Origin of the sequence: Intrasporangium sp. (assembly GCF_040414665.1) — a bacterium.
In the GTDB taxonomy this organism is placed as follows: Bacteria; Actinomycetota; Actinomycetes; order Actinomycetales; family Dermatophilaceae; genus Intrasporangium.
The window spans coordinates 1-26913 of record NZ_JBEDUL010000170.1 but is presented as its reverse complement, the minus strand read 5'-3'; the positions used below and the strand labels follow the sequence as shown (position 1 = coordinate 26913).

The following is a 26913-nucleotide window of genomic DNA, read 5'->3' as shown; positions in this document are numbered from 1 at the left end:
ACCACCGGGCTGCGTCGATCACTATGGTGGGCGCTGTGACGGAGCAGCCACCTCTCAACCTCAGCGCCCTGCTGGGCGAGGCCATGACCAAGTCGGGGCTGCTGTGGATCGATGTCGCAGAGGACCGGACCTGGCCGGCCTGGCACGTCTGGGACGAGACGACGGCCTTTGTCGTCAGCGGACCCGGCGAGCAGCCGCTGCCGTGGCTGCCCAAGGAGGTCAACCTCATCCTCCGGAGCAAGGACACCGGCGGCCGGATCCTGACGACCCGGGCCCACGCGGTCGTCCTCGAGCCCGGCTCGCCGGAGTGGGTCCATGCAGCCGAGCTGCTCCGCGCCGCGCGGCTCAACGCGGTCGATGACTCCGTCACGAGGTGGGCGAGGGAGTGCACCATCACGGCGCTGACCCCGTTCGGGTCGCCCCTCGAGATGCCCGGCGCCTACACCGCCCTCGACCTGCGTGCCGAGCCCGCGCGCACGACGGCGACGACGACGTCGTGGCGGCCCTGGCACTGGAAGGGCCGGGGCCCGCGCCGCGCCGACGACACTCGCGGCGGCACGAACCGGAGGTCGCGCGGGCAGCGCCGGCACTGAGGGCACTGACGGACGCTGACTGGCACTGACTGGCACTGACGGACGCTGACGGCCCCACCGGTGGACGGGCCGGGCCGTTCGCCGTCGTGGCGGCAGACTTCTCGCGGCCCTGACCGAATAGCCTTGGGCCATGAGCGCCAGCACCCGTGTCTTCGTCGCACGACTGACCGGCCTGAGCGTCTTCGACCCCCTCGGCGACCAGGTGGGCCGCGTCCGGGACGTCGTGGTGATGTTCACTCGGGCCCGTCCCGAGCCACGGGTCATCGGGCTCGTCGTCGAGGTGCCGGGCAGGCGCCGCGTCTTCGTGCCGATGACCCGGGTCACCTCGATCGACGCTGGGGCGGTCATCACGACCGGGCTGGTCAACATGCGTCGCTTCGAGCAGCGCACCAACGAGACCCTCGTGGCCGCAGAGCTGTTCGATCGCACGGTCACCGTGACGACACCTGAGGCAGAGGAGGCAGGTCTCGCACGGGCCATCGTCGAGGACATCGCGATCGAGCAGTCGGCCCGTCGTGACTGGTATGCGGTCAAGGTCTTCGTGCGCCAGCTGGCCGGGGTGTCGTCGGCCTCGCGGGCAATGTCACGCCTGACGCGGCGGCGCTCCGGCAAGACGATGCTCATCGACATCCGCGACGTCGTCGGCCTCCACGAGGATGCGCCCGCCCAGAGCGCCGAGCGGCTCCTCGAGACCTACGAGGACCTCAAGGTCGCCGACCTCGCCGAGGTCATCCACGACCTCAACCCGAAGCGGCGCGCCGAGGTCGCGGCAGCCCTGGACGACGACCGTCTCGCCGACATCCTCGAGGAGCTGCCCGAGGACGACCAGGTCGAGATCATCGCCGGCCTCGCCACCGAAAGGGCCGCCGATGTGCTCGAGGCCATGGAGCCTGACGATGCCGCGGACCTGCTCGCCGACCTCCCGCCCGAGCAGGCCGAGCAGCTGCTCCAGCTCATGGAGCCCGACGAGGCCGCTCCCCTGCGACGCCTGCTCAGCTACGACGAGAACACCGCCGGCGGCATGATGACGACCGAGCCGGTCATCCTCGCCCCGGAGGCGACCATCGCCGAGGCGCTGGCCATGGTCCGCAAGGAGGAGCTCGCGCCCGCCCTGGCGACGATGGTCTATGTGTGCCGGCCACCGCTGGAGGTCCCGACCGGCCGCTATCTGGGCCTCGTCCACATCCAGCGCCTGCTCCGCGATCCGCCGCACGCCCCGGTGGGCTCGATCATCGACAAGGAGATGGACCCGTTGCCGGCACACGCGTCGCTCGAGATGATCACGAGGACGCTGGCGACGTACAACCTCGTCTCCGTGCCCGTGGTCGACGATGACGGGCGGCTCCTCGGCGCCGTCACCGTGGACGACGTGCTCGACCACATCCTCCCCGAGGACTGGCGTGAGGAGCGGCACGAGCTGGAGGTGAACCCGTGAGCGACCAGCCGGGCCGCCGCCTGACGCGAACCATCCCGTCCGGGGAGCGACTCGACCAACCGCGTGAGCAGCGCGCCACGCTCCTTCCCCGGCTGACCCTGTCCGAGGAGGCGTTCGGCGTCCTCTCCGAGAAGTTCGCGCGCTTCATGGGGACTCCCCAGTTCCTCATCGGCATGACGGTCTTCGTCGCCGTGTGGATCGCCTGGAACACGCTCGCTCCGGAGTCGTTGATCTTCGACGAGTTCCCGTTCATCTTCCTGACGCTGATGCTGAGCCTGCAGGCCTCCTATGCCGCGCCCCTCATCCTGCTCGCCCAGAACCGACAGGCCGACCGCGACCGGGTCGCCCTGGAACAGGACCGATCCCGCGACGAGCGCAACCTCGCTGACACCGAGTTCCTGACCCGCGAGGTCGCCTCGCTGCGGCTGGCCATCCGCGAGCAGGCGACGAGGGACTTCGTCAGGTCCGAGCTGAGGGACCTGCTGGGCGAGCTCGAGGAGCGCGCGCTCATCCGCCCGCTCGAGGACAAGCCCGCCCCTCCCCGACAACACAGCGAGTAGGTGAGGAAGGCCACCGCCACGGGACGGCACCGCGGTCGGGCGAGCCAGCCCAGCGGCATACGATGTGTGGCATGTCTGTCTCCGCCCTGCCCAGCCGCGACACCTTGCTCACGGCACTGTCGAAGGTCAACGACCCAGAGATCCGCAAGCCGATCACCGAGCTCGGCATGGTCAAATCGGTCGAGGTCGACGACTCCGGGCACGCGGAGCTGGCCATCTACCTGACCGTCTCGGGCTGTCCCATGAAGGAGACGCTGACCCGCGACACGACAGCAGCCCTCGCAGCCGTTCCCGGAGTCACGTCGGTCAACGTCACGCTCGACGTCATGAGCGACGAGCAGCGGGCCGCCCTGCGCCAGCAGCTGCGCGGCGGGGCGCCGGAGAAGGAGATCCCCTTCGCCAAGCCCAACTCGCTGACGCGGGTCTACGCCGTGGCCTCGGGCAAGGGCGGGGTCGGCAAGTCATCGGTCACCGTCAACCTGGCCGCAGCAATGGCCGAGCAGGGGCTGCGCGTGGGAGTGGTGGACGCCGACGTCTACGGCTTCTCGGTGCCGCGCATGCTCGGCGTCGAACAGCGGCCGACCCAGGTCGACGACATGATCCTGCCGCCCATCTCGCATGACGTGAAGGTCATCTCGATCGGCATGTTCGTCCCCGGCAACCAGCCCGTCGTCTGGCGCGGGCCGATGCTGCACCGGGCCCTGCAACAGTTCCTCGGAGACGTCTTCTGGGGCGATCTCGACGTCCTCCTCCTCGACCTGCCGCCCGGTACCGGCGACATCGCCATCTCCGTCGCCCAGCTCATCCCGACTGCCGAGATCCTCGTCGTCACGACGCCGCAGCAGGCCGCGGCCGAGGTGGCCGAGCGAGCCGGGGCCATCGCCCTGCAGACCCACCAGCGGATCGCCGGGGTCATCGAGAACATGTCCTGGCTCGAGCTGCCGGACGGCACGCGCCAGGAGATCTTCGGCTCGGGTGGTGGGGAGGCCGTCGCCGAGTCACTGAGCCGCAGCATCGGGGCCCCGGTGCCGCTGCTCGGCCAGATCCCGCTCGACACGACCCTCCGCGAGGGCGGCGACACGGGGAATCCCGTCGTGCTCGGGGCGCCCGACTCCGCCGCCGGGGTCGCCCTGCGTGGCATTGCTCGCGGGCTCGCCACCCGGGCCCGGGGCCTCGCCGGCCGCTCTCTCGGCCTCACGCCAGCCGGCCGCTGAGCTCCTGGACCCGATCCTCCCCGCGGCATCCTCTCCGCGACACACCGAGCACCAGTCAGGTCCCGACGGTTATTTCCGCGGTCGGTTGGCGACTGCTCGGTGTGTTGCGGATGGAGGAGCGGCGGGCCGGGGTCAGGTTGCGTCCCTGTCCCACGGAGTCGCGATGGACGGATCGTGTCCCCTGGGAGCGCTCGTGGGTTTGACCGGAGGCGGGCTGTCCTGCTCGGACGGAGAGTTGAGGGCGTCGCGCACGATCTTGCGCGGGTCGTACTGACGCGGGTCGTAGGTGCGCCAGTCCACGTCGGAGAACTCCGGGCCCATCTCGTCCTTGAGCTGCTGCTTCGCCCGGTCGGCCATGGCGCGCGCCTGACGCACGAAGCGCCCGAGCTTGCCCGCGTATTCCGGGAGCCGCTCCGGGCCCAGGACGAGGATGGCGAGGACCCCAAGTAGGAGGAACTCCCACCCGTTGATGTCGAACACTTTCCCTCATCCTCCGCGCCTGGAGCCGGCGTGCATCCGGCGTCATTCTACGTACGCTCTGTGGCGCTCAGTTGTCCGGTTCCGCCTCGAGCGTCATCTTCAGCTGTCGCTGCTGGCCATCGCGCTCGATGGTGAGCGTCACCGTGTCGCCCACCGCACGAGCCCGGATCGAGACGATGAGCTGGTCCGGAGTGCGGACCGGCTTGCCCTCGAAGCTGACGATCACGTCTCCCGGCTGGACTCCCGCCCTTTCCGCGGGGCCGTTCGGGGTGACCGCCTTGCCGGAGTTCTGCACCTTGGCCCCCTCGCCGGAGAACGTCCGGTCCAGGAGGACGCCGATGATCGGGTGCGTCGCCTTGCCGGTCGCGATGAGCTGGTCCGCGGTGCGACGGGCCTGGTCGCTCGGAATGGCGAACCCGAGCCCGATGTTGCCCGAGGCCGCCGAGCCCGAGCCGGGGACCCGGGCGATCGCCGAGTTGACGCCGATCACCTTGCCGGAGAGGTCGAGCAGCGGACCACCGGAGTTGCCCGGGTTGATGGCGGCGTCCGTCTGGATGGCGTTGATGAACGACGTCTCGTTCCCGGCGCCCGGCGCCACCGGCCGGTTGAGGGCGCTGACGATGCCGGAGGTGACCGTCTGCTCCAGGCCGAGCGGTGCCCCGACGGCGATGACCGGGTCGCCCACGAGTACCGACTCGGACGGTCCGAGCTGGAGCGGGGTCAGGTCCGTGCGGTCGATCTTGAGCACGGCGAGGTCATAACTGGCGTCGCGGCCGATGATCCGAGCGTCCTCCGTCTCACCGTTGCTGAGGACGACCTCGATGACGCCGTTGCCGCCTCCGGCAGCGACGACGTGGTTGTTGGTCAGGATGTGCCCCCGGCCGTCGACGACGAAGCCCGATCCGGTGCCCTCCCCCTCCGAGCCGGCGTCGACCTTGATGGTCACCACGCTCGGCACGACGCGGGCGGCGATGTTCGCCATCGACCCGGTCGGCCGCTCAGTGACGCCGGGGCCAGGCTCCGGAAGCGTGCTTCGTTGGGAGACCACACGGTCCTCGAGCAGTTGGCCGGCCACTCCTCCGACCGCAGCCGAGGCGAGGCAGAGCGCCACGAGGCCGGCGACGAGCAGGCCGCGTCGACGCTTGCGAGTGGGAGTGGGGGGCGGTAGCGGCGGGCCCACCGGCGCCTGGTGGCGGGCCTCGCCGGAAGACGCGGCGTCGCCCGAAGAGGGGCTCCCCGGGTAGGCGTAGGGCAGCCCGACGGGGTAGTCCGGCTGGGGACCACCAGATGCCTCTGCGAGGCTGGAGGGACCGGAGGGGCCGGAGGGGTTTACGTCACTGGACGTGCTCGGCGCGCTGGGCGAGGCGGGACCTGCTGGCACGACCGGACCGGTCGGATACGCCGGACCCACCGGACCGGCGTACCGAGCACGGTGTGCCTCCTCCGCCAGTGCATCTGCGCGGTCAGAGCCCCAGGGGGCGTCCGCGCGGCTCGGGACACCGGGCCCCTCGGTCGGGTGCTCTCCACTGAACTGGGAGAACCACCCGTCTGCCGACTCGTCCTCGCGACGAGCGATGGGCTGGGTCGGAGACTTCCCGATGACCCCCGTCCGGTCGACTTCCGCGCCGCGCGCCTCGTTGGGATCGTGGGATCGCGGCTCGGTGGAGTCGTCGCTCATGGCGCCGATTGTGCCGAAGAGACGAGGAAGATACGAACCGGGGCCTTCGAGCCTGATGCCTCCGAGCGTGTCGTCGACACCACCCAGAAGGACGACGGCCCCGTCCCGACACCCTGGCCCGGACCGATGAGGGCCTCGGACCGAGTGGCTACTGGCAGCGAGGGCAGCACGGGCCGATAGGTGACCGCCGCACCGAAGTCTGCGACACCGGCCGGAACCCGGACCGAGGGCGTCCGCGGCCCTGTGCTTCCGGGGAGCGGCGAGACGGCCAGTCCCCAAGCGGCCGCCACAGAGGCACCCGCTGCGAGGGACGCGATCATGGCCGCGCGCATCGGGGACCGATGCAGGGCCGGGGCGGTCGGAGGCACGGTCGAGAGGGGCTCGGGCGCTCCCACGGGAACGATTCCGCGGCCTCCCCGCGCCAGTGGCCCGAGGGGGATGCGAGGACCGGGCGGCGGCATGGGCGGCGGAGCAGCAGCAGGTGCCGTCGCCAGGCTCATGAGGGAGGACCGGAGCGAACCGGGCAGGTCACAGGCCTCGGCCCGGAGGGCAGAGACGATCCGACGCTCCTGGTCGGCGGCGGACCGACAGATCATGCACGCGACGAGGTGCCGGTCGTAGAGGTGGAGGACGGCCGGCGGCAGGGCCCGGTCGACATAGGCCCGGACGTGTCCACGCAGGTGGGGTGTCACCCGGCGCTCACCTCCATGGACCGTCGACGGACCTGCTCACCGATCACGTCACCTCACCGGGCTCCTGCAGCGACCCGCCGACCGGGCAGTCTCAGGCTCGATCGGGCGGCACGCGTCTCGGGCTTCTTGGTCACCTCTGGCGCCCGATGAGCGAGCGCCTCTCGCAGCTGCGCGCGGCCGCGGTGGATCCGCGAGCGCACGGTGCCGAGCTTGACCCCGAGGGTCGCGCTGATCTCCTCGTAGGACAGGCCCTCGATGTCACACAGGACGACGGCGGCGCGGAACTCTGGTGCGAGCGCGTCCAGGGCCCGCTGCACGTCGTCGTCGAACCGCTCGTCGTGGTACGTCTGCTCCGGCCCCTTCTCCCTGCTCGGCAGGCGGCCGGCCGCGTCCTCCGGGAGAGCGTCAAAGCGGATTCGCTGCTTGCGGCGCATCTTGTCGAGGAAGACGTTCGTCGTGATCCGGTGCAGCCAGCCCTCGAACGTGCCCGGCTGGTACGAGTGAAGCGAACGGAAGACCCGCACGAAGACGTCGTGGGTCAGGTCCTCCGCGTCGTAGGGGTTGCCCGTGAGGCGGTACGCCAGCCGGTACACCCGGGCCGAGTGCTGCTCGACGACTTCCTCCCAGGTGGGGGGCGTCCAGGCTCCGTCGTGCACCGCCCCCGAGGCAGCATCGAGCTGCGGGTCGCCGGCCGTGCCGGTGCCCTCGGTCAAGACAGTCGCACTCACGCGATCTCCACACCTTTCGAGCAACTGACCAGCACAACGCAGCGCCGGTCTCATTCGTTCCCCTTCTCCGTCCCCTTCATCGTTGCCATTCCCGGTCTATGCTCCCTGTCTGGATCCTGTGAATGACCTGTGCATCCTTCGTTCCTCCCGCGCCGTCCTCGCGCGTGGCCCCACGTTAGGGTGGACGACCATGAGCCAGCACAAGGTTGCCGCCTGGTCGCACGCGGAGGAGTTCGTCACACCGGGCGACCACATCGAGGCGGCGCACCGGCGTGCGGAGGAACTGGGTGTCGACCCGGTCGGCAACGGCGCCGGCGGGTTCCTGCGGGCCCTTGCGGCCGCAACCGGGGCGAAGGCCGTCATGGAGGTCGGCACGGGGACCGGCGTTTCCGGTCTGTGGATCCTCGGCGGGATGCCACCGGACGGGATCCTCACGACGATCGACATCGAGGCCGAGCACCAGCAGGCAGCCAGGGAGGCGTTCGCTGCCGCCGGCATCGCGCACCAACGCACGCGCGTCATCGCCGGACGGGCACTCGAGGTCCTGCCCCGGATGACGGACAGCGCCTACGACCTGATGGTGGTGGACTCCGACAAGGGGGAGTACCCCCAGTACGTCCAGCAGGCGTCCCGGCTGCTGCGGCACGGGGGCACCCTCGTGCTCACCTGGACCGACAAGGAGTCGGACCCCGCGGCCAGGGATCCCGAGACGCGGACCCTGCGCGAGGTCGGCAAGCTCATCCGCGACCACGACGAGTTCACCGCATCGCTGCTGCCGGTGGGGGACGGCCTGCTGCTCGCCGTGAAGCGCTGACGCTGTGGCGGCCCGAAGCGCTGGGCCCGAGGCCGGACGGAACGGCAACGGCTCCCGACGTCGTCGGGAGCCGCGTGCTGGAGGAGCAGGTTCAGTTGACGCCGTCGCACCCTTGGATGGCGTCGCGAAGGGCTGCAGCCTCATCCGGCGTCATCTCGACGACGAGTCGCCCGCCACCCTCGAGGGGCATGCGCAGCACGATGCCACGACCCTCCTTGACGACCTCGAGCGGTCCGTCGCCGGTCCTCGGCTTCATTGCTGCCATGGTGCCCCTTCCACTGAAATCGGGTGGTCTGCAGCCATTATTCCGTGTCGCGTCAGCCGGACCTAATCCGGGATGTGACGGCGAGCACGTTGGAAGCCCAGTACTTTCCCGCGCAGCGGGATTGGGCCAGAGTTGGCGCCATGACTGAGCCGAACCCAGCCACACAGGCCCCCGCGAGCCCCATCGAGGTCACCGTGACGGACGGAGTCGCCTGGCTTCGGCTCAACCGGCCCGACGCCATGAACGCCCTCGACCGCGAGCTCAAGGTGGCGCTCCTCGCCGCGTTGCGCTCGGCAGCGGATGATCCCGCCGTCCGGTGCGTCGTGCTGACCGGCAACGGCCGCGCCTTCTGCGTCGGCCAGGACCTCAAGGAGCACGTGGCCGACCTCGCCTCCGGCGAGACCTCACTGGCCACGACCGTGACCGAGCACTACAACCAGATCGTCATGCTCCTCGCGACGATGAACAAGCCGGTTGTCGCCGCGCTGAACGGGGTCGCTGCCGGCGCCGGGATGAGCTTCGCCCTCGCCTGCGATGTCCGCGTCATCGTGGAGGGCGCGGGCCTCAACACCGCCTTCGCCGGCATCGCCCTCTCCTGCGACTCGGGCGCCTCGTGGTCCCTGCCCCGGCTCGTCGGTCCCGCCCGCGCCAAGGATCTGCTGATGTTCCCCCGGACCATTCCGGCCGACGAGGCGCTCGCCCTGGGTCTCGTCTCGAAGGTGGTTCCTCGGGACGGGTTCGACGGCGTCGTCACCGAGCTCGCGACGTCCCTGGCGGCCGGTCCGACCCTCGCCTACGGTGCGATCCGTCGCGCCGTCGGCTTCAGCGTCGGCACCGATCTCGAGAGCGCCCTCGCCCACGAGGCGGAGCTGATGGCCCTCACCGGTCGCAGCGCGGACCACCGGACCGCGGTCGACGCGTTCCTCGCCAAGGAGCAGCCGACCTTCTCGGGCCGCTGAGCCCTCCTCCGGCGCCGGCTCGCGCTCGACGGGTCGATCGGTAGGGCGGGTCAGGGCGGGTAGTCGCCGGTCGGTGACGGGATGTAGCGCCAGAGAATGTCCGTCCAGTAGTACTGCCCGACGATGAACAGCACGAGCACCGGCACGGACCGAACGAGCAGCCTGGGCCAGGTGCTGCCCCGGCGGTCCTCCCAACCCGCACCGACCAGGACGGCCAGGAGCGGGAACATCGGGATGAGGTAGCGGAAGATGCTCGTGAAGGGATCGAGCACGGCGGCGAGGTAGGCAGGATAGGCCACCGACCACGTTCGCAGCTGCATCCCGAGTCCCCTGGCCCACGGCCCAAGGACCATCGCGAGGATGACGAGCGGGACGACGACGAGCCAGACCGGTCCCCACGTCTCGCCGAACACGTATCTGGACATGCCGAGCCACGGAGCGAACGGCTCGACCACCCCGGAGCCGCGCCACGCACCCATCGTGTCGGTGTAGGCCGACCGCTCGCCGGTGGCCACCCACGCAATGGCGGGCCAGAGGAACCCCGCGACACCGCACGCGACGAGCGAGGCGAGCCCAGCGGCATACTCCCCTGCCTTGATGGGCCGATCCCCGCGCGCACGCCATCTCAGCCACAGCGCCACCAGCGTGACCACCCCGAGCGGCACGGCGATCGGACGGGTCAACCCCACGAGCACCGCGATGCCAGCTGCGAGCAGCCAGCGCTCCCGGGCAAGGGCGAGGAGGTACGCCACGAGGAGGAGCATGGCCAGCGACTCGGTGTAGGCGAGCTGCAGCGTCACTGATGCGGGGAACGAGGCCCACAGCACGACGACGACCAGGGCCGCGGCGTCGCCGATGCGCTCGCGGAGGAGCAGCCCCATGAGCAGAGCCGCGCCGAAGCCGCACAGCAGCGCGATCGTCGAGCCTGCTGCGGGAAACTCGAGGCCGGTCACCGCCATGAACGCCCGGGCGGCGAACGGGAAGAGGGGGTAGAACGCCCACGCGTTCTGCTGCGCGCCGCCGTCCTCGCCTCGCGGGACGTGGTCCGGGTACCCCTCGGTCGCGATGGTCTGGTACCACTGCCCGTCCCACAGCGCGGTGAACGGGAAGTACGTGACGGGGATGTCGTCGCCGCCCGTCATGCCGGTCGGCACCTGCCGCTGCATGACCACGAGCAGGATCGCGGTGGTGACGACACGGCACGCTGCGTAGAGCGCGAGCACCCAGAGGATGAACCTCCGGCGTGGGAACCACGCCTCCGTGCCGGTCAGCCGCCGCGCCGGGTCCGTGATCGTCATGCCTTCGGCGAGTCGTGCGGCTGCGCCCGCTGGTGGTCGTCGCTCACGGCGGCCTCGTCCCTGTCGGGCTCCTCGGCAGCGGGCTCCTCGGCAGCGGGCTCCTCCGCCGAGGGCTCGTCCGCGAGGGACTCATCCGCCGAGGGCTCGTCCGCCTGCGCCGCGGTTGTGCTGAGACGCGAGCCCGACTCGAGGAAGGCGATGTGCTCGTCCTTCTCGCGCAGCTCCCGACGCAGCCGGTCCACGACACCGTCGACCTGGCTCATGCGGTAGCCACGGACGTTCACGTCGAACCTCAGCTCGTCCAGGTCCTCGTCGTGCAGGTCGCCGTCGGGGAGCGGCTCGTGGCTCAGCGACGAGGTCGGGCGGCCCATGCCACCGCCGAGGCCCAGCATCAGCGCGACGACGAAACAGAGGACGATGATGCCGACGAGGAGGATGAACCACTTCACTCCGGCCGCTCCGCTCGAATCGTGCCGTCGGGTTGGTCCACATGGGCCCGGATGGCGGCGACCGCCTCCTCCGGGACGTCGGTGACCACGAGCCGGTCGATGTCGTCCTCGCCGATCATGCCTGCCTCGAGGACGGTGCTGCGCAGCCAGTCGAGCAGGCCCTTCCAGTACGCGGTCCCCATGAGGACGACGGGGAACTGCGTCACCTTGCGCGTCTGGGCCAGCGTCACCGCCTCGAAGAGCTCGTCCAGGGTGCCGAAGCCGCCCGGCAGGACGATGAAGCCGTGCGAGTACTTGAGGAACATCGTCTTGCGTGCGAAGAAGTACCGGAAGTTGACGCCGAGGTCGACGTACTCGTTGAGACCGGTCTCGAAGGGCAGCTCGATGCCGAGTCCCACCGAGGTGCTGCCGCCGAGGAAGGCGCCCTTGTTGGCCGCCTCCATCGTGCCGGGTCCCCCACCGGTGATGACGGCGTAGCCGGCCTCGGCGAGGAGGCGACCGACCTCGACGCCCATGGCGTAGGCCTCGTCACCGACCCGGGACCGGGCCGAGCCGAAGACGCCGATGGCCGGCCCCAGCTCGGCGAGCGCGCCGAAGCCCTCGACGAACTCCGATTGGATCCGCATGACGCGCCAAGGGTCCGCGTGGAGCCAGTCGGTCGGCTGCCTGCGGTCGAGAAGCCGCTGGTCCGTCGTCGTGCCCGGGACGCTGCCTCGGCGGAGGACCACCGGACCGGAGCGCCGCACCGCGTCGGGCACCTGGGACGCGGGCTTCTCGTCCGGCCGGACCTCCGGGTCGCTCGCGACGTCGTCCTGAGGGCCGGTGTCGTGCTCGCTCACGGGGACCACCCTAAGCCTCCCTGTGCCGTATGCCGCTGAGCTGGCTGCCGCTCCCTCGCACCGTCCCAGCCCACCGGGGCTCTCAGGCCAGCCAGCGGAGCAGCGCGCGCTCCGCCTCCTCGTACTGCGCGACCGGACACCGCTCGTCGTCCATGTGGGCGAGGTTCGGGTCACCCGGCCCGAAGTTCACCGCGGGGATCCCCAGCGCGGAGAAGCGAGCCACGTCGGTCCACCCCTCCTTCGGGTTCACCGGAAGGCCGAGGGCGGCGACGAACTCACGTGCTGCCGGCAGGTGCAGGCCCGGACGGGCGCCATCCGCGGCATCGCCGAGGGTGCAGTCGAAGCCCTCGAAGACCATTTGGACGTGGTCGAACGCCGCCGCCGTGTCCTTGTCCGGAGCGAAGCGGTAGTTGACCGTGACCGTGCACCGGTCAGGGATGACGTTGCCCGCGATGCCACCGCTGATCCCGACCGCCTGGAGCGCCTCGTGGTACTCGAGCCCGTCGACCTCGATCGTCTCGGCCTCGTAGGCCGAGAGCCGCGCCAGGACCTGCGCAGCGTCGTGGATGGCGTTGTGGCCGCTCCACGGACGGGCGGAGTGGGCCGCGACGCCCGTGGTCACGACGTCGACTCGCATCGTCCCCTTGCACCCGCCCTCGATGCCCCCGGCGGTCGGCTCGAGGAGCACGGCGAAGTCACCGGCGAGCAGCTCGGGGTGGTTCGCCCCGATGCGGGCCAGACCGTTGAGCTCGGCCTCGATCTCCTCGCACTCGTAGAAGAGGAAGGTCAGGTCACGCCCCGGCTCGGTGACCTGCGCGGCGACCTTGAGCATGACCGCCACGCCACCCTTCATGTCCACCGTGCCGCGGCCCCACAGCTCGCCGCGGACGAGACGCGTGGGCAGGTTCGGCGGACTGGTCAGCGGCACCGTGTCGAGATGGCCCGCGAGGATGACCCGCTCCGGCCGGCCGAGGTTGGTCCGGGCGACCACCGTGTCGCCGTCTCGGACGACCTCGAGATGATCGAGCGCCCGCAACGCCGACTCGACGGCATCCGCCAGCGTCGCCTCGTTCCGGCTCACCGACTCGATGTCGCAGATCGCCGCAGTCAGCGAGGTGACGTCGCTCGACACGTCGAGAACGGTGGTGGTCGCGGGAACGGGGCTCAGCGGCATACGGGAAGGCTACCCACGTCGCGCCGCAGGCCACGTGCACGCCCACGCCGCGACCCCCCTACCCTTGAGCCCATGTCTGAGCGCAGCGCATGGGGCCATGGTCTCGCCACGATCACCGAGGCGGGCCAGATCCTCGACACGTGGTTCCCGTCGCCCGCGATGGGAGTCCCTCCCGAGGGCGCCGTCGTGCCCGCGACCCTCGATGCCCTCGCCGGGCCCGACGACCGTCGCCGCATCCGCACCGAGGTCCGACGGGTCGAGATCGACCTCGATGTCCCGCCCGCCGACGCCTCCGACGCCTACCTGCGCCTGCACCTGCTGTCCCACCGACTCGCCCAGCCCAACACGATCAACCTCGACGGCATCTTCGCGACCCTCGCCAATGTCGTGTGGACCAACCACGGGCCGTGTGCGGTCGAGGACTTCGAGCAGACGCGCCTGCGGCTTCGCACAGCCGGCCCGGTCCAGGTCTTCGGCGTCGACAAGTTCCCGAGGATGACCGACTACGTCGTCCCCTCAGGCGTCCGTATCGCGGACGCCGACCGCGTCCGGCTCGGTGCCCACCTCGCGCCCGGTACGACCGTCATGCACGAGGGGTTCTGCAACTTCAACGCGGGCACGCTCGGTGCCTCGATGGTCGAGGGGCGGGTCGTGCAAGGTGTCGTCATCGGCGACGGCTCTGACATCGGCGGCGGGGCATCGATCATGGGGACGCTCTCCGGCGGTGGCACGGAACGGATCACGATCGGCGACCGTTGCCTCATCGGAGCCAATGGTGGCGTCGGGATCTCCCTCGGCGACGACTGCGTCGTCGAGGCTGGGCTCTACGTCACCGCTGGGACGAAGGTGACGTTGCCGGATGGCAGCGTCGTCAAGGCCCGCGACCTCTCCGGGACGAGCAACATTCTTTTCATCCGCAACAGCGAGACGGGGGCCGTCGAGGCCCGGGACCGGAAGGGGACGGGGATCTCCCTCAACGAGGTGCTCCACGCCAACGACTGACAGCCGCCGACCACTGAGGGAGACATGCCGCACGATCGCCTCGGGCTCGTCCTCGACGAGACCGGCGTGACCAGCCACCCGCGACGCCGCCGGCATCGCGGTCGCATCGCGCTGCTCACGGTCGTCGCCGTGGTCGTCGGGGGCGGGTGGTTCGCGTCGCAGTTCCTCGTCGACAGCATCCGCACCCCACGGTGCACCATCCGTGCGGCCGGCATGACGGAGAGCTTCGACCCCGAGCAGACGGGCAACGCGGCCCTCATCGCCGCCCTGTCGATCAAGCGCAACCTGCCGCCGCGCGCCGCGACCATCGCGCTGACGACGGCGTACCAGGAGTCGAAGATCCTCAACATCACCTACGGCGACCGGGACTCGGTGGGGCTCTTCCAGCAACGGCCGAGCCAAGGTTGGGGCACCGAGAAGCAGATCCTCGACCCGGTCTACTCGACCAACAAGTTCTATGACGCGCTGGTCAAGGTGAAGGGGTACGAGAACGCCGACATCACCGTCATCGCCCAGAAGGTCCAGCGGAGCGGTTTCCCCGAGGCTTATCGAGACCACGAGGGCCAGGGCCGCGTCCTCGCGTCGGCGCTGACCGGCCACTCCCCCGCTGGGCTCACCTGCGCCCTCGAGGAGGCGACCTCACACGCGCAGCCCGCCACGGTGGCGGACGCGCTCGCCAATGAGATGGGCATCATGCAGGTGCAGGCATCGGATGGGGCCCTGACCGTCACCGCGCCCGACCAGCGGCTGGCGTGGGCGGTGGGGCACTGGGCCACGGCCCGCGCGGCACACTTCGGGGTCACGGCCGTGGCTGTCGGGGAGCGGGCGTGGGACCGAGCTGACCGCGATGGCGCGTGGACGGAGGGCGACCCCTCACCCACCGTGACGATCACTCTGCAGTGATGCCCGCCTTCTCGTCGAGCGCCTGCAACAGCTCGTAGGCGGCCCGCTCAACGGCCTTGTGCCGCCACTCGGCCGCCCGGTAGACACACGCGATGAGCCCGGACCGGTGCACCCGGCTGAAGTCACCGCAGACGAACGCGTAGCGGGCCTTGGTCTCGTCGTTTGCCCCTTCGGTCAGCCCGAGGTGCCAGGCGGCGTACTCCTCCCACGAGTGCCGCTCGAGGTAGGCGTTCTGCGCTGCTGCGTCCGGCTGCACCTCGCCCCACTCGGAGTCGAGGACGTAGCGCCGTTTGTCGATGAGGCCGCGGACGTGCTCGACGGCAGCGGGGTTGACGGAGTAGGAGGCCATGCGATCAGGCCGGGTAGTGCCGCTCCGCCTCGCCGGTGTAGATCTGCCGCGGACGACCGATCTTCGTCTCCGGGTCGTTCATCAGCTCGCGCCACTGGGCGATCCAGCCCGGCAGCCGCCCGATCGCGAAGAGGACGGTGAACATCTTCGACGGGAAGCCCATCGCCTTGTAGATGAGACCGGTGTAGAAGTCGACGTTCGGATAGAGGCGGCGGTCGACGAAGTAGTCGTCGGCGAGCGCGATCTCCTCGAGCTGCTTGGCGATGTCGAGCAGCGGGTCGTTCTTGCCGAGCTTCGCGAGGATCTCGTCGGCCGCCTTCTTGATGATGGCGGCGCGCGGGTCGTAGTTCTTGTAGACCCGGTGGCCGAACCCCATCAGGCGGATGCCGTCCTCCTTGTTCTTGACCCGGTTCATGAACGACTTCGGGTCCTCGCCGGAGGCCTGCAGGTCGCCGAGCATCTCGAGGACGGCCTGGTTCGCGCCACCGTGCAACGGACCGGACAGGGCATGGATGCCGGCGGAGACGGAGTTGAACAGGTTGGCGTGGGCCGAGCCGACGAGGCGGACCGTGGAGGTCGAGCAGTTCTGCTCATGGTCGGCGTGGAGCACGAAGAGCAGGTCGAGCGCCTTGGCGACGGTCGGGTCGACCTCGTAGGGCTCGGCCGGGACGCCGAACGTCATCCGGAGGAAGTTCTCGACGAAGCCCAGCGAGTTGTCCGGGTAGATGAAGGCCTGCCCGACCGACTTCTTGTACGCGTAGGCGGCGATCGTCGGGAGCTTCGCGAGGAGGCGGATCGTGCTGATCTCGACCTGCTCCTCGTCGAACGGGTCGAGGCTGTCCTGGTAGAAGGTGCCGAGCGCAGAGACGGCCGAGGAGAGGACCGGCATCGGGTGCGCGTCGCGGGGGAATCCGTTGAAGAAGGCCCGCAGGTCCTCGTGGAGCATCGTGTGCCTGCTGATCAGCTCCCGGAAGGTCGCCTGCTCCTCGCTCGTCGGGAGGCGGCCATAGATGAGCAGGTAAGAGACCTCGACGAAGCTCGAGTGCTCCGCGAGCTCCTCGATCGGATAGCCGCGGTAGCGCAGGATGCCGGCGTCACCGTCGATGAAGGTGATGGCGCTCTTGCACGAGGCGGTGTTGACGTACCCCACGTCGTAGGTCACGAGGCCGGTCTCCTTGAGGAGCGAGCCCACTCCGATGCCATCGCTGCCCTCGACGGCGTCGACCGCCGGGAACGTGATCTCCTTCTCCCCGACCTTGAGGGTCGCGTCCACTGCGTTCGTCACTGCCACATCGCCTCCTCGAGAACCGACCTGTGGGCCGGGGGGTGTCCGCAAAGCACGCTACCCCAGCGCAGTCGGGTGTCGGTAAACCGGTCCGCACCGTGGTGTGCGTGGAGGGTGAGGACGATTCCGTATGCCGCTGGGCTCGCTTCCGCTCGAAGGTGCGGTGCCGCTCCGGCCCCCACCCGGTCGAGTGTGCAGCTCGCGTCAGGGAAACCGACGGAAACTGCTGCTTCGATCAGAGGCGGTTGCTCGCCGCCTTGATCCGCTCGTCGGTCGCCGTGAGGGCGATGCGGACGTGCTGCTGGCCGGCAGCGCCGTAGAAGCTCCCCGGAGCGACGAGGATGCCTCGGTCTGCCAGCTCGGAAACCGTTGCCCAGCAGTCCTCCTCGCGGGTGGCCCAGAGGTAGAGGCCCGCCTCGGAGTGGTCGACGCGCAGCCCCGCTCGCTGAACCGCCTCGAGGAGCACCTCGCGACGTAGGCCGTAGACGTCGCGCTGCTCCGCCACGTGCGCGTCGTCACGGAGGGCGAGCGCCATCGCGTGCTGGACGGGCGCGGGCATCATCATCCCGGCGTGCTTGCGGACCTCGAGGATCCGCGCCACGAGCTGCGCATCCCCGGCGACGAAGGCGGCGCGATAGCCCGCCAGGTTGGACTGCTTGGAGAGGGAGTAGACGGCGAGCAGTCCCGTGTGGTCACCGCCGCAGACGTCCGGGTGCAGCACGCTCGGCGTCGCTCGACCGAGCTGTCCGCGACGCCAGTCGAGCTCCGCGTAACACTCGTCGCTCGCAACGATGACGCCGTGCTCGCGTGCCCACGACACGACCTTGGCGAGGTGCTCGACGCCGAGGACCTGACCACTCGGGTTGCTCGGGCTGTTGAGCCACAGCAGCTTCGGGGTGGTCGCCCGGGTCAGCGGCCCGAGGCGGGTCAGCGACTGGGCGACGACACTGGAGGCGCCGGCGAGTCGGGCACCGACGTCATACGTCGGGTAGGCGACCTCGGGGATGCCGACGATGTCGCCCGGGCCGAGGCCGAGGAGCGTCGGCAGCCAGGCGACCAGCTCCTTGCTCCCGATCGTCGGGATGGCCTGCGAGGGGTCGAGCCCCGGCACGCCACGACGCCGGTCGAACCAGGCGCAGATCGCCTCACGAACCTCTGCCGTTCCCACCGTCACCGGGTAGCCGGGGGCGTCGGCGGCCTCGGCGAGCGCGGTGCGGACGAACGGGGGCGTGGGGTCGACCGGGGTGCCGACCGACAGGTCGACGATTCCGTCCGGATGCGCGCTCGCTCGCGCCTTGTAGGGCGCGAGCGAGTCCCAGGGGAAGTCGGGGAGGGAGCGGTCGATCACCCGCAGCTCACTCGGCGTGCTCCTGCGGCGGCAACGCCGCGATCAACGGGTGGTCCTTGTCGATCATCCCGAGCTTTGCGGCGCCACCCGGACTACCAAGGTCGTTGAAGAACTCGACGTTGGCGTTGTAGTAGTCGGCCCACTCCTCCGGCACGTCGTCCTCGTAGTAGATCGCCTCGACGGGGCACACCGGCTCACAGGCGCCGCAGTCGACGCACTCGTCCGGGTGGATGTAGAGCGACCGCCTGCCCTCGTAGATGCAGTCGACCGGACACTCCTCGATGCAGGCCTTGTCCTTCAGGTCGACGCAGGGCAGGGCGATGACGTAGGTCATGAAGACCGGACCTCCTACTGGAGCGATGAGAGTGCGGGGGTCGTGCTCGGCCTAGTATGCCGGACATGATCGGCGGCGACGGGAACCACCCCACCCCTGAGACGGGGACTGAGGGTCCGCCCGACCCGTCGGCCCGGCTCACCGTGGGGACCCGGGTCGTCGTGCGCCAGCGCCTGGTCGACTCACCGGAGGCGGGCGCCACTGACGTGATCGGACGCCTCGCCGTGCGCACCGACGACGCCCTCCTCATCGACACGAAGCGCGGCCGCGTTGCGGTGCCCCGACGCGACGTCGTCGCCGCCAAGCCCGTCCCTCCGGCGGCGACGCGGCCCGGGCCTGCGCACCTGCGCGTGTCGCTCGACGACCTCGCCCTGGTCGCCGCGCAGGGTTGGGTGGCGGTCGAGCAGGCCGCGCTCGGGTCGTGGCTGCTCCGCTCGGCCCCCGGCTACACAGGACGGGCCAACTCGGTGCTCGTCGTCGGCGACCCGGGGCTCCCCCTCGACACGGCTCTCGACCACTGCGAGCGGTGGTACGCCGAGCGGGAGCAGACGACGATGTTCCAGGTCAGCGGCCCGGCCGGCTTCGCCATCGCCGACCATCCGGTGGCGCAGGCGCTCGTCGAGCGTGGTTACACGGTCGGCGGCGGACGGCCGGACTGGTCCAGGGTCCTGGTCATGACCGGGCCGTTGGGCGGGCTCCCGTCCGCGACAGGCACCGCATCGCAGGTCGTCGTGGAGAAGACACTCTCCGAGGAGTGGCTCAGGGCCTACAGCGAAGGGCGCACCCCGGTCCCCGGGATCACGGAGGCGGTCCTCACCGGCAGTGAACGGCAGCTGTTCCTCTCGATCCGAGAGGAGACGAGCGGCCGGATCATCGCGGTGGCGCGGCTCACCCTCCATCCCGGCTGGGCTGGAGTCTTCGGGCTCTGGGTGCACCCCGACCACCGCCGTCAGGGTCTCGCCCGGAGCGTCATGGCGGCAGTGGGGACGATCGCGCGGGACAACCGCACGCCCGCGATCTACCTGCAGGTCTCAGCGGACAACGACGCCGCGATGACCATGTACGAGGCGCTCGGCTTCACCGTCCACCACGAGTACACCTACCTCGTCCAGTTCGAGGTATTCGGTTCGAGGTAGGGGCTCGCTCTCGAGAGCGAGCCACTACCTCGAACCGGACGTAGGCGCAGCGAAACTCAGGGCTTCGCGTTGGGGTCGGTGCAGATGATCTCGTGCTCGGGGATGTAGTGCGTGTGCACCGCTTCGCTCTTGACGAGCGCCGACGAGCCCGGCTTGTACCACTGGCGGGTCACGGTGACGTCGAAGCCCTGGTTGGCCTGCTGCGGGTAGCACGTCGGGGAGTCGTCGCGGATCGTCTTCGGCTCCACGACGTTGCGACGGGCTCCCTTGACCGACTTGATGTCCCAGTGCTTCGTGCTCCACACCCGCCCGCGGACGTTGCCGTCAGCCACCCAGGTCTGCAACAGCATCCCGTAGGGGGTGTCGTTCTTCCACTTGTTGTCGACGCTCGGCCAGTGGACCGTGGCCTCGCGACCCTCCGGGTAGCGCGGGATGAAGAAGGCGTGTGGGGTGAACTCCAGGATCCGTGCGCCGGCGAAGTAGGCCATGTTGTAGATCACCGTGGAGACCTGCGAGATGCCACCTCCGGTGCCGCGGGTCAGCCGGCCGTTGATGATGACCGTGCCGTCCCCGTAGCCCTTCGCCGTGGTGCGCTCGCCGAGGATCCCGTTGAGGCTGAAGGTCTCTCCCGGAGCGATGTACGTGCCGTTGATGGTGCGGCTCGCGACGATGAGGTTCTGCGTGCGGGTGGTGTCACTCGTCGGGAAAGGCGAGGTGAAGTCGACGATGACCTCCTTGACGCCCGCCTTCTGGGCGATCTCGGTCGTGACCTTCGGCTTCTTCGTCACGACCTTGAGCTCGACTCGCCGCTCCGGCGCCGTCATCGCCGTGATGACGTCGTCGGCGATCGTTGACTCGTCGACCGCCGTGCCGTCGACCGACGGGACGATCTTGGGACGGCCTCCCTCGAGGGTCCACGTGGCGTCCTTCGCCTCCGTCGTGGAGACGTCGACGCTGTCGAGGACGATGGCCAGGAGCTTGTCCTTGGCGAACGTGGGCGCCAGTCCCCCGTCGCCGTCCGGCGCCATCGTCACTGCCGGAGCAAAGTCCTCCGGCTCGAGCTGGGCCGTGGCCTTGCCGGCGACGACCGTGATCGGCCCCGACATCGCCTTCTCGCCGAAGTCTCGGGCCGCCGAGGCGATGGCTTCGCCGCTGACCTGCGGCTCGAGCGGTGCGAGGGCCGCCGTCGCAGTCGTCGAGTGCGGGAACGCTGTGCGCAGTGCGAGCTTGGTGCCCGCGATGTCGAGCGTGCGGCCCGCCACCGGTGCCTTGACCTTGACCTTGCCGTCAGGGAACGTGACGGATCCCTCGGTCGGCTTCGCCTCGACCGACGGTGCCAGCTTGGACAGGCGGGCCGTCAGCACTCCGTCGTCGACGTGAGTGAGCAGGGGCGCATCGACTGACCCGACGAGTCGAGACCAGATCGTGACCGGGTTGAGGCTGAATCCCGTCAGGTCGTCGAGGGTGCCGGCCGCATCGACCGAGAAGCCGCTCTCCCCGGGCACGACCTCGAGCGGTTTGTCCCGGCCGGGCACGGTCAGTGAGATGGGGGTGGCGAGCAGGGCCTCGGACTTCGTGACGATCTCGGCCTCGGCCTCGTCCTCCGAGAGCCCGCCGATCGCGATCCCACCGACCGAGACCGTGGACGGCAGCTGGTGCGCCGACCACGCAGCAAGCGCGAGGTAGCTGCCGACGAGGACGGCGGAGGCAATGGCCAACCGGATGATCGAGGCGCGTTGGTCGTTCAGGGCCATGGGTTCTCCGTGCGGGGGCGAGGTCGTCAGCGCACGATATCCGAGTGGGGTGACGACGTTGCCCCTCGGACGCTGCCTGTTCCGGGTCAGGCCTATAGTTGCATGTTCAACGGCATTCCGGGGAATCGGTCAGCCGAGGAGGTCCGACGAGATTCCGTCGAGTCCGTCACGCTTCGCCGCCACGCGCACCGGCTCCCACGTCCGAGGGTCGACCTGCCGGAACGCCTCGCGGTCCGTCGTCCGCCGCGCGATCAGGTTGGACAGCGCATGGAGGTCGTCGGTGGCGACGATGACCTGCGTCGCATGCGCCCGCATCGCCGCGAGCTTGCTGGCCCGAGTGCTCGGATCCTCGACGACGTGGGTGATCTCGTCGTCGTCCACCACCGAGGGTGGATGGGGGTCCTCCCACCCTGGAACGACGAGGCCGTATGCCGCTGAGTCGGCTTCCCGGGTCCAGGCGCGGTCCTCGTCGGCCCAGGTGCGAGGGATGCAGATCTCGTAGGTCCGTGCAGGGAGCTCTGCGTCCGAGAGCTGGTCGAGGGCCGCGCGGGTGAGCCGGTGGGCCTGGATGTGGTCTGGATGGCGGTAGCCACCCTCCGGGTCGTAGGTGACGAGCGCGTCCGGTCGCACGTCGCGGAGCAGCCCGGCGAGGGCGGCACCAGCCTCCACCAGGTCGGCGTTGACGAAGGCCTCCGGGCGGGCAGCCGCCGCAGACCCCGCCATGCCGGAGTCCCGGTAGCGGCGGGCTCCGAGCCCGTCCTCACCGAGCAGGTGACCCTGCGCCCCCAGCGCGGCAAGGGCCGCGGACAGCTCGCCCCGTCGATGGGGTGCGAGCAGGTCGTCCGGATGGCCCTCGAGGTGGCGCAGTTTCGAGGGGATGACCTCGCCCTCCTCGCCGAGGGTGCAGGTGACGACGTGGACCTCGTCGCCCCGGGCCGTGTGGTGCGCCATCGTCGTGGCGCAGGTCAGGGTCTCGTCGTCGGGGTGCGCGTGGACGAGGACGATGCGATGGGTCATCGGCTGCTCCGGATGGGCCTTCTCGGGATGCGTTCGCTCGGGCCGGACTCAGCGAACGGCGACGGTGGCGAGATCGACGATGCCGCCGATGGCGTGGTCGTCGTAGTGCAGCACGCCGGAGCCGTGGATGTGCAGCACCTTCGTCGCCGCCAGGGCGACGTAACCGCCCCGCTCGCGGATGAGGTCATCAGCCTTGGCCCACAGGCCAGCGCGCTTGCCCGGGTCGGCCGTCGCCTCTGCCTGGTCCATGAGCTTGGCCACGGCCTTGTCGTCGAAGTAGCCGACGTCCTGGCCGGGACCGGAGGAGTCGACGTTGATCCGGGCATCGAAGAGTGCAGGGAGCACCGCGCTCGCCGACGGGATGTCGGGCAGCCATGATCCGCGGAAGACGTCGAAGTCCTTACCGGCCGATGCCTTCTCGATCGTCTTGTAGTAGTCCTCGGGTGGCACGGCCGTGCGCTCGACGTCGAAGCCCGCGCGCTCCCAGCCGGCCTCGAGGGCGGCATAGGCCTTGTCGATCAGCCGCGACTCGGCGTGCACCACGCGCACCTTGAGCGGAAGCTTGAGGCCTGCCTTCTCGAGCAGGGAGCGCGCCGCATCGGGGTTCCCTTCGACCCGGGCACCCTTGGCGGGCGTGAGGCCCGCCTCCCTCACACTCGGCCCGAGGACCGACCACGTCGGCGACCCTGCCCCGTCGCCGCCATTGGCCGTGACGTAGGTCGCCCGGTTCGTCGCCAGGGCGAAGGCCTCGCGGACGACCTCCTTCGACATGACGGGGCTGCGCATGTTGAGCGCGAGGTAGTCGACGCTGCCCGTGTAGGGGAAGGTCATCCGCGCCCGCAGCGCCGGGCCCGCCTGGTTGCGCAGGGTCGGTGACGCCTTGACCCACGACACGGCCTGCGCGTCGCTGTCCTGCTGGTTGAGCAGCCGCTCGATGACGGTGGCCTCGGTGAGCCCCGCGGTCACGACGATCCGGTCGGGGTACGCCTTGCGCACCGGGTCGGACTCCGGCTCCCAGTGCTCGTTGCGCACGAAGGTGCCGCCCTTGCCGGGAACCCACGAGCCCTCCAGCCGGTAGGGTCCGGTCGAGGACACCGCAAGCGAGGCCTTGGCCTCCTTCGAGTCGGCGGCCGCCTTGCGGGGCGCGAACTCTGGCAGCGCGACGATGTGCGGGAAGTCGCGCTCCGGCGCACGCAGGTGGAAGGTGATCTGGCGGTCCTTGCAGACGACCGCCTTGAGGAAGGACTTGGCGTTCTTCGTGTCCGCCGGACCGGTGTAGACCGGCTTCTCGAGGCCCTCGGAGGTGACCTTCGTCGGCACGTCGAGCAGGTAGCTCGCGTAGTTCGTGCCGCCGATGTGGGTGGTGCGGTCGAAGGTCCGTGCGACGCCGTGCCGGACGTCGTCACAGGTCACGGGACTTCCGTCCTGCCAGGTGACCCCATCGCGCAACGTGAAGGTCCAGGACTTGCCGCCGTTCGACTCCGTGCCCGTGTCCGTCGCCAGGTCGCCGACGAGCTGCTTCTCGTCGTCGCCCGCACCGTAGGTCGTCAGGGTCCGCACGAACGTCCGCTGGGCGAAGAACGCCTCGGGTCCGACGTAGAGCAGCTGCGGGTCCCACGTCGCGATCTCTCCGGCGACGAGGACGTGCAGGGTGCCGCCGCCCTGTGGGGGTCCGACCTTGGCCGGGGCCCCGCCCGTGCCACTCGCCGGTTGGCTGCCGACGATGTCCTCCGGAGTGCACGCCGCGGTGCCGGCCACCATGAGGACCGCAGCTACGACGGCGCTGACGACCCGGCGGACCCGGAGCGGGAGGGTGTGGTGCACGGTGGGATCAGGCCTCCGCCCTGGCCGCCGCCCTCGCACGAGCCGCCGTGCGAGCACGGTCGGTGGCGCTGAGGACGACCTTGCGGATCCGGACGGCGTCGGGAGTGACCTCGACACACTCGTCCTCGCGGCAGAACTCCAGGCACTGCTCGAGGCTGAGCTTGCGTGGCGGCACGATCTTCTCGAAGCTCTCCGCCGTCGAGGACCGCACGTTGGTCAGCTTCTTCTCCTTGGTGATGTTGACGTCCATGTCGTCCGACCGGGAGTTCTCACCGACGATCATGCCCTCGTAGACCTCGGTGGTGGGCTCGACGAACAGGGTGCCGCGCTCCTGGAGGTTGACCATGGCGTACGCGGTGACGACTCCACTGCGGTCGGACACGAGGGAGCCGCTGATGCGCGTCGTGATCGAGCCGAACCACGGCTCGTAGCCCTCGAAGACGTGGTGGGCGATGCCGGTACCCCTGGTCTCGGTCAGGAACTCGGTGCGGAAGCCGATGAGCCCCCGCGAGGGCACGAGGAACTCCATTCGGATCCAGCCGGTGCCATGGTTGGTCATCTGCTCCATCCGACCCTTGCGGGCCGCGAGGATCTGGGTGATCGTCCCGAGGAACTCCTCCGGCGTGTCGATGGTGAGCCGCTCGACGGGCTCGTGAATCCTGCCGTCGATCTCCCGGGTGACGACCTGCGGCTTCCCGACGGTGAGCTCATAGCCCTCGCGACGCATCTGCTCGACGAGGATGGCGAGGGCGAGCTCGCCGCGGCCCTGCACCTCCCAGGCGTCGGGGCGCTCGGTCGGCAGGATGCGCAGCGACACGTTGCCGACCAGCTCCCGGTCGAGGCGGTCCTTGACCATCCGCGCGGTCACCTTGGCGCCACGGACCCGTCCGACCATCGGGCTGGTGTTCGTGCCGATCGTCATCGAGATGGCCGGCTCGTCGACGGTGATGAGCGGCAGGGGAATGGGGTTTTCGGGGTCGGCCAGGGTCTCACCGATGGTGATCTCGGGGATGCCGGCCACGGCGATGATGTCGCCGGGTCCGGCGCTGTCGGCCGGCTTGCGCTCGAGCGCCTCCGTCATGAGCAGCTCGGTGATCTTGACCCGCTGCTGGGACTTGTCGCGGCGGCACCACATGACCTGCTGGCCCTTGGTGATCGTCCCGTTGTGGACGCGCAGCAGGGCCAGGCGCCCGAGGAAGTTGGACGCGTCGAGGTTGGTGACGTGGGCCTGGAGCGGCGCCTCGTCGTCGTAGGTGGGCGCCGGGATGGTGTCGAGGATCGTCGCGAAGAGGGCCTCGAGGGTGTCGCCGTCTGGCAGGCCGCCGTCCTCCGGCCGGTTGAGCGACGCCCGGCCCGCCTTCGCCGAGGCGTAGACGATCGGGAAGTCGATCTGGTCCTCGGTGGCGTCGAGGTCGAGGAAGAGCTCGTAGGCCTCGTCGACGACCTCGGCGATCCGGGAGTCCGGGCGGTCGACCTTGTTGATGCACAGGATCACGGGCATCTTCGCGGCGAGCGCCTTGCGAAGCACGAACCGCGTCTGCGGCAGTGGTCCCTCCGAGGCGTCGACGAGCAGGACGACCCCGTCGACCATGGACAGGCCCCGCTCGACCTCGCCGCCGAAGTCGGCGTGACCCGGCGTGTCGATGATGTTGATGGTGGCGCCGTCGGGAAGTCCGCGATCGAGGGCTGCCTTGCCCCGGTAGTGCACCGCCGTGTTCTTCGCGAGGATCGTGATGCCCTTCTCGCGCTCGAGGTCCCCGGAGTCCATGGCGCGCTCGTCGACGTGCTGGTGTTCGCCGAAGGCCCCTGACTGCCACAGCATCTTGTCGACGAGTGTGGTCTTGCCGTGGTCGACGTGGGCGACGATGGCGACGTTGCGGATGTCGGAGCGCTCGATCAGCACGCCATCGAGGCTAGCCGGGAGCGCCTGTCAGCGCGCCGCGAGCGCGACTCGACGCGCGGCGACTACTCTCCCGCCATGCTCGTCACGCGCACGAAGCTCGCGACGCCGTGAGCGCCGAGGGCCTGCGGCAGGCCGAGGAGAAGATGCGCCGCGCCGGCGTCGCCGACGCCGCCATCGCGACCTTCCGCCACTACTACCGGCAGCTCGAAGCGGGCGAGTCGGGCATGCTGCCCGAGGCCGAGCTCGAGCCGGTCGCCGACATCCCCGACGTCGACGACCTCCCCGACGCCGAGGCGCCGCTCGACCAGGCGGTCGTCATCAAGCTCAACGGCGGCCTCGGCACGAGCATGGGGATGACGCACGCCAAGTCGCTCGTCGAGGTCAAGGACGGCCTGACGTTCCTGGACATCACCGCCCGCCAGGTGCTCGAGCTGCGCCGCGCGCACGGCGTGCGGCTGCCGCTCGTCCTGATGGACTCCTTCTCCACCCGCGAGGACACGCTGGCGGCGCTCGCGCGCTACCCGGAGCTCGAGGCCGACGTGCCGCTGGACTTCCTCCAGAACAAGGAGCCCAAGCTGCGCGCCGACGACCTCACGCCGGTGCAGTGGGCGCCCGACCCCGACCTCGAGTGGTGCCCGCCCGGCCACGGCGACCTGTTCACCGCGCTCCAGACGTCCGGCACGCTGGAGCGCCTGCTCGACGGCGGCTACGGCTGGGCGTTCATGTCGAACTCCGACAACCTCGGGGCGGTGCTCGAGCCGCGCATTCTCGGCTGGATGGCGGCCGAGGGCATCCCGTGGGTCTCGGAGGTCGTCGATCGCACCGAAGCCGACCGCAAGGGCGGCCATGTCGCCCGCCGGCGCGCCGACGGCAACCTCGT

27 protein-coding genes are annotated in these 26913 nt (G+C 70.0%); 10 read left to right on the top strand and 17 right to left on the bottom strand.

Features of this window, described 5'->3' with window-relative positions; genetic code table 11:
• Window positions 1–35: 35 nt before the first annotated feature.
• From ABF401_RS18675 to ABF401_RS18660, 4 genes are all read left to right on the top strand, one after another.
• Window positions 36–593, top strand: coding sequence for a hypothetical protein (locus tag ABF401_RS18675; RefSeq protein ID WP_353511088.1), 558 nt, complete (start codon window positions 36–38; stop codon window positions 591–593).
• Window positions 594–723: 130 nt separating this feature from the next.
• Window positions 724–2028 carry a magnesium transporter MgtE N-terminal domain-containing protein gene (locus ABF401_RS18670; RefSeq protein ID WP_353511087.1) on the top strand — a complete coding sequence of 435 codons (1305 nt, stop codon included), beginning with the start codon at window positions 724–726 and terminating at the stop codon, window positions 2026–2028.
• A complete protein-coding gene (locus ABF401_RS18665; RefSeq protein ID WP_353511086.1) occupies window positions 2025–2588 on the top strand; it encodes a DUF1003 domain-containing protein in 564 nt (187 codons plus the stop codon). Before ABF401_RS18670 ends, ABF401_RS18665 begins: the two co-directional genes overlap by 4 nt.
• A gap of 71 nt (window positions 2589–2659) precedes the next feature.
• A complete protein-coding gene (locus ABF401_RS18660) occupies window positions 2660–3802 on the top strand; it encodes an Mrp/NBP35 family ATP-binding protein (protein ID WP_353511085.1) in 1143 nt (380 codons plus the stop codon).
• 132 nt (window positions 3803–3934) lie between these two features.
• On the opposite strand, the gene ABF401_RS18655 is transcribed toward ABF401_RS18660, so the two are convergent.
• The 4 genes from ABF401_RS18655 to sigE form a co-directional block, all read right to left on the bottom strand.
• Window positions 3935–4282, bottom strand: coding sequence for a twin-arginine translocase TatA/TatE family subunit (locus ABF401_RS18655; protein WP_353511084.1), 348 nt, complete (start codon window positions 4280–4282; stop codon window positions 3935–3937).
• Window positions 4283–4349: 67 nt separating this feature from the next.
• Complete coding sequence (locus ABF401_RS18650; RefSeq protein WP_353511083.1) at window positions 4350–5960, bottom strand: S1C family serine protease; 1611 nt, start codon at window positions 5958–5960, stop codon at window positions 4350–4352.
• Window positions 5957–6652, bottom strand: a complete 696-nt coding sequence (locus tag ABF401_RS18645; RefSeq protein ID WP_353511082.1) for an anti-sigma factor — start codon at window positions 6650–6652, stop codon at window positions 5957–5959. The genes ABF401_RS18650 and ABF401_RS18645 overlap by 4 nt, the downstream gene beginning before the upstream one ends.
• A 53-nt stretch (window positions 6653–6705) precedes the next feature.
• Window positions 6706–7380 carry an RNA polymerase sigma factor SigE gene (gene sigE, locus ABF401_RS18640; protein WP_353511081.1) on the bottom strand — a complete coding sequence of 225 codons (675 nt, stop codon included), beginning with the start codon at window positions 7378–7380 and terminating at the stop codon, window positions 6706–6708.
• A gap of 190 nt (window positions 7381–7570) precedes the next feature.
• On the opposite strand from sigE, the gene ABF401_RS18635 reads away from it, so the two are divergent.
• A complete protein-coding gene (locus tag ABF401_RS18635) occupies window positions 7571–8194 on the top strand; it encodes an O-methyltransferase (RefSeq protein ID WP_353511080.1) in 624 nt (207 codons plus the stop codon).
• A gap of 91 nt (window positions 8195–8285) precedes the next feature.
• Here the strand turns inward: ABF401_RS18635 and ABF401_RS18630 are convergent, their stop codons facing one another.
• On the bottom strand, window positions 8286–8459 hold the full coding sequence (locus ABF401_RS18630) for a DUF3117 domain-containing protein (protein ID WP_013493416.1): 174 nt from the start codon (window positions 8457–8459) through the stop codon (window positions 8286–8288).
• Between the two features lie 140 nt (window positions 8460–8599).
• Here ABF401_RS18630 and ABF401_RS18625 point away from each other — a divergent pair, with 140 nt between their 5' ends.
• Entirely contained in the window at window positions 8600–9418 is an 819-nt protein-coding gene (locus ABF401_RS18625) for an enoyl-CoA hydratase/isomerase family protein (RefSeq protein WP_353511079.1), read from the top strand.
• Window positions 9419–9468: 50 nt separating this feature from the next.
• On the opposite strand, the gene ABF401_RS18620 is transcribed toward ABF401_RS18625, so the two are convergent.
• The 4 genes from ABF401_RS18620 to dapE all read right to left on the bottom strand — a co-directional run bounded on the left by ABF401_RS18620 (window position 9469) and on the right by dapE (window position 13178).
• Window positions 9469–10716, bottom strand: coding sequence for a putative hexosyltransferase (locus ABF401_RS18620; protein WP_353511078.1), 1248 nt, complete (start codon window positions 10714–10716; stop codon window positions 9469–9471).
• Entirely contained in the window at window positions 10713–11165 is a 453-nt protein-coding gene (locus ABF401_RS18615) for a cell division protein DivIVA (protein WP_353511077.1), read from the bottom strand. Before ABF401_RS18615 ends, ABF401_RS18620 begins: the two co-directional genes overlap by 4 nt.
• Entirely contained in the window at window positions 11162–12013 is an 852-nt protein-coding gene (locus tag ABF401_RS18610) for an LOG family protein (RefSeq protein ID WP_502908290.1), read from the bottom strand. Before ABF401_RS18610 ends, ABF401_RS18615 begins: the two co-directional genes overlap by 4 nt.
• Window positions 12014–12086: 73 nt before the next feature.
• Window positions 12087–13178: a succinyl-diaminopimelate desuccinylase gene (gene dapE / locus ABF401_RS18605; RefSeq protein WP_353511076.1), complete on the bottom strand. Its 1092-nt coding sequence runs from the start codon at window positions 13176–13178 to the stop codon at window positions 12087–12089.
• 72 nt (window positions 13179–13250) lie between these two features.
• Between dapE and dapD the strand changes: the two genes are divergently transcribed.
• Both dapD and ABF401_RS18595 read left to right on the top strand, forming a co-directional pair.
• Complete coding sequence (gene dapD, locus ABF401_RS18600) at window positions 13251–14180, top strand: 2,3,4,5-tetrahydropyridine-2,6-dicarboxylate N-succinyltransferase (RefSeq protein ID WP_353511075.1); 930 nt, start codon at window positions 13251–13253, stop codon at window positions 14178–14180.
• Between the two features lie 24 nt (window positions 14181–14204).
• Window positions 14205–15083, top strand: coding sequence for a hypothetical protein (locus ABF401_RS18595; protein ID WP_353511074.1), 879 nt, complete (start codon window positions 14205–14207; stop codon window positions 15081–15083).
• On the opposite strand, the gene ABF401_RS18590 is transcribed toward ABF401_RS18595, so the two are convergent.
• The 4 genes from ABF401_RS18590 to fdxA all read right to left on the bottom strand — a co-directional run bounded on the left by ABF401_RS18590 (window position 15070) and on the right by fdxA (window position 18399).
• Window positions 15070–15432, bottom strand: a complete 363-nt coding sequence (locus ABF401_RS18590; RefSeq protein ID WP_353511073.1) for a hypothetical protein — start codon at window positions 15430–15432, stop codon at window positions 15070–15072. The two genes, ABF401_RS18595 and ABF401_RS18590, sit on opposite strands and share 14 nt — an antisense overlap.
• Window positions 15433–15436: 4 nt before the next feature.
• Window positions 15437–16717, bottom strand: coding sequence for a citrate synthase (locus ABF401_RS18585; protein ID WP_502908294.1), 1281 nt, complete (start codon window positions 16715–16717; stop codon window positions 15437–15439).
• A 235-nt stretch (window positions 16718–16952) separates the two neighbouring features.
• Complete coding sequence (gene dapC, locus ABF401_RS18580; protein ID WP_353511072.1) at window positions 16953–18065, bottom strand: succinyldiaminopimelate transaminase; 1113 nt, start codon at window positions 18063–18065, stop codon at window positions 16953–16955.
• Between the two features lie 7 nt (window positions 18066–18072).
• Window positions 18073–18399: a ferredoxin gene (fdxA, locus tag ABF401_RS18575; protein WP_353511071.1), complete on the bottom strand. Its 327-nt coding sequence runs from the start codon at window positions 18397–18399 to the stop codon at window positions 18073–18075.
• A 65-nt stretch (window positions 18400–18464) separates the two neighbouring features.
• Between fdxA and ABF401_RS18570 the strand changes: the two genes are divergently transcribed.
• Window positions 18465–19535: a GNAT family N-acetyltransferase gene (locus ABF401_RS18570; protein WP_353511070.1), complete on the top strand. Its 1071-nt coding sequence runs from the start codon at window positions 18465–18467 to the stop codon at window positions 19533–19535.
• Window positions 19536–19591: 56 nt separating this feature from the next.
• On the opposite strand, the gene ABF401_RS18565 is transcribed toward ABF401_RS18570, so the two are convergent.
• The 4 genes from ABF401_RS18565 to typA form a co-directional block, all read right to left on the bottom strand.
• A complete protein-coding gene (locus ABF401_RS18565; protein WP_353511069.1) occupies window positions 19592–21289 on the bottom strand; it encodes a VanW family protein in 1698 nt (565 codons plus the stop codon).
• A 129-nt stretch (window positions 21290–21418) separates the two neighbouring features.
• Window positions 21419–22306, bottom strand: a complete 888-nt coding sequence (gene mshB / locus ABF401_RS18560) for an N-acetyl-1-D-myo-inositol-2-amino-2-deoxy-alpha-D-glucopyranoside deacetylase (RefSeq protein WP_353511068.1) — start codon at window positions 22304–22306, stop codon at window positions 21419–21421.
• 48 nt (window positions 22307–22354) lie between these two features.
• Entirely contained in the window at window positions 22355–24130 is a 1776-nt protein-coding gene (locus ABF401_RS18555) for an ABC transporter substrate-binding protein (protein ID WP_353511067.1), read from the bottom strand.
• Between the two features lie 7 nt (window positions 24131–24137).
• A complete protein-coding gene (gene typA, locus ABF401_RS18550; RefSeq protein ID WP_353511193.1) occupies window positions 24138–26030 on the bottom strand; it encodes a translational GTPase TypA in 1893 nt (630 codons plus the stop codon).
• Window positions 26031–26140: 110 nt separating this feature from the next.
• Here typA and ABF401_RS18545 point away from each other — a divergent pair.
• On the top strand, window positions 26141–26913 hold a 773-nt coding region (locus ABF401_RS18545), incomplete at its 3' end, for a UTP--glucose-1-phosphate uridylyltransferase (RefSeq protein ID WP_353511066.1).

Coding starts and splice junctions, on each gene's coding strand:
- ABF401_RS18670 (WP_353511087.1), top strand. CDS start 724: ATGAGCGCCAGCACCCGTGTCTTCGTCGCACGACTGACCGGCCTGAGC.
- ABF401_RS18660 (WP_353511085.1), top strand. CDS start 2,660: ATGTCTGTCTCCGCCCTGCCCAGCCGCGACACCTTGCTCACGGCACTG.
- ABF401_RS18650 (WP_353511083.1), bottom strand. CDS start 5,960: ATGAGCGACGACTCCACCGAGCCGCGATCCCACGATCCCAACGAGGCG.
- ABF401_RS18635 (WP_353511080.1), top strand. CDS start 7,571: ATGAGCCAGCACAAGGTTGCCGCCTGGTCGCACGCGGAGGAGTTCGTC.
- ABF401_RS18630 (WP_013493416.1), bottom strand. CDS start 8,459: ATGGCAGCAATGAAGCCGAGGACCGGCGACGGACCGCTCGAGGTCGTC.
- ABF401_RS18625 (WP_353511079.1), top strand. CDS start 8,600: ATGACTGAGCCGAACCCAGCCACACAGGCCCCCGCGAGCCCCATCGAG.
- ABF401_RS18620 (WP_353511078.1), bottom strand. CDS start 10,716: ATGACGATCACGGACCCGGCGCGGCGGCTGACCGGCACGGAGGCGTGG.
- dapE (WP_353511076.1), bottom strand. CDS start 13,178: ATGCCGCTGAGCCCCGTTCCCGCGACCACCACCGTTCTCGACGTGTCG.
- dapD (WP_353511075.1), top strand. CDS start 13,251: ATGTCTGAGCGCAGCGCATGGGGCCATGGTCTCGCCACGATCACCGAG.
- ABF401_RS18595 (WP_353511074.1), top strand. CDS start 14,205: ATGCCGCACGATCGCCTCGGGCTCGTCCTCGACGAGACCGGCGTGACC.
- ABF401_RS18590 (WP_353511073.1), bottom strand. CDS start 15,432: ATGGCCTCCTACTCCGTCAACCCCGCTGCCGTCGAGCACGTCCGCGGC.
- fdxA (WP_353511071.1), bottom strand. CDS start 18,399: ATGACCTACGTCATCGCCCTGCCCTGCGTCGACCTGAAGGACAAGGCC.
- ABF401_RS18570 (WP_353511070.1), top strand. CDS start 18,465: ATGATCGGCGGCGACGGGAACCACCCCACCCCTGAGACGGGGACTGAG.
- ABF401_RS18565 (WP_353511069.1), bottom strand. CDS start 21,289: ATGGCCCTGAACGACCAACGCGCCTCGATCATCCGGTTGGCCATTGCC.
- mshB (WP_353511068.1), bottom strand. CDS start 22,306: ATGACCCATCGCATCGTCCTCGTCCACGCGCACCCCGACGACGAGACC.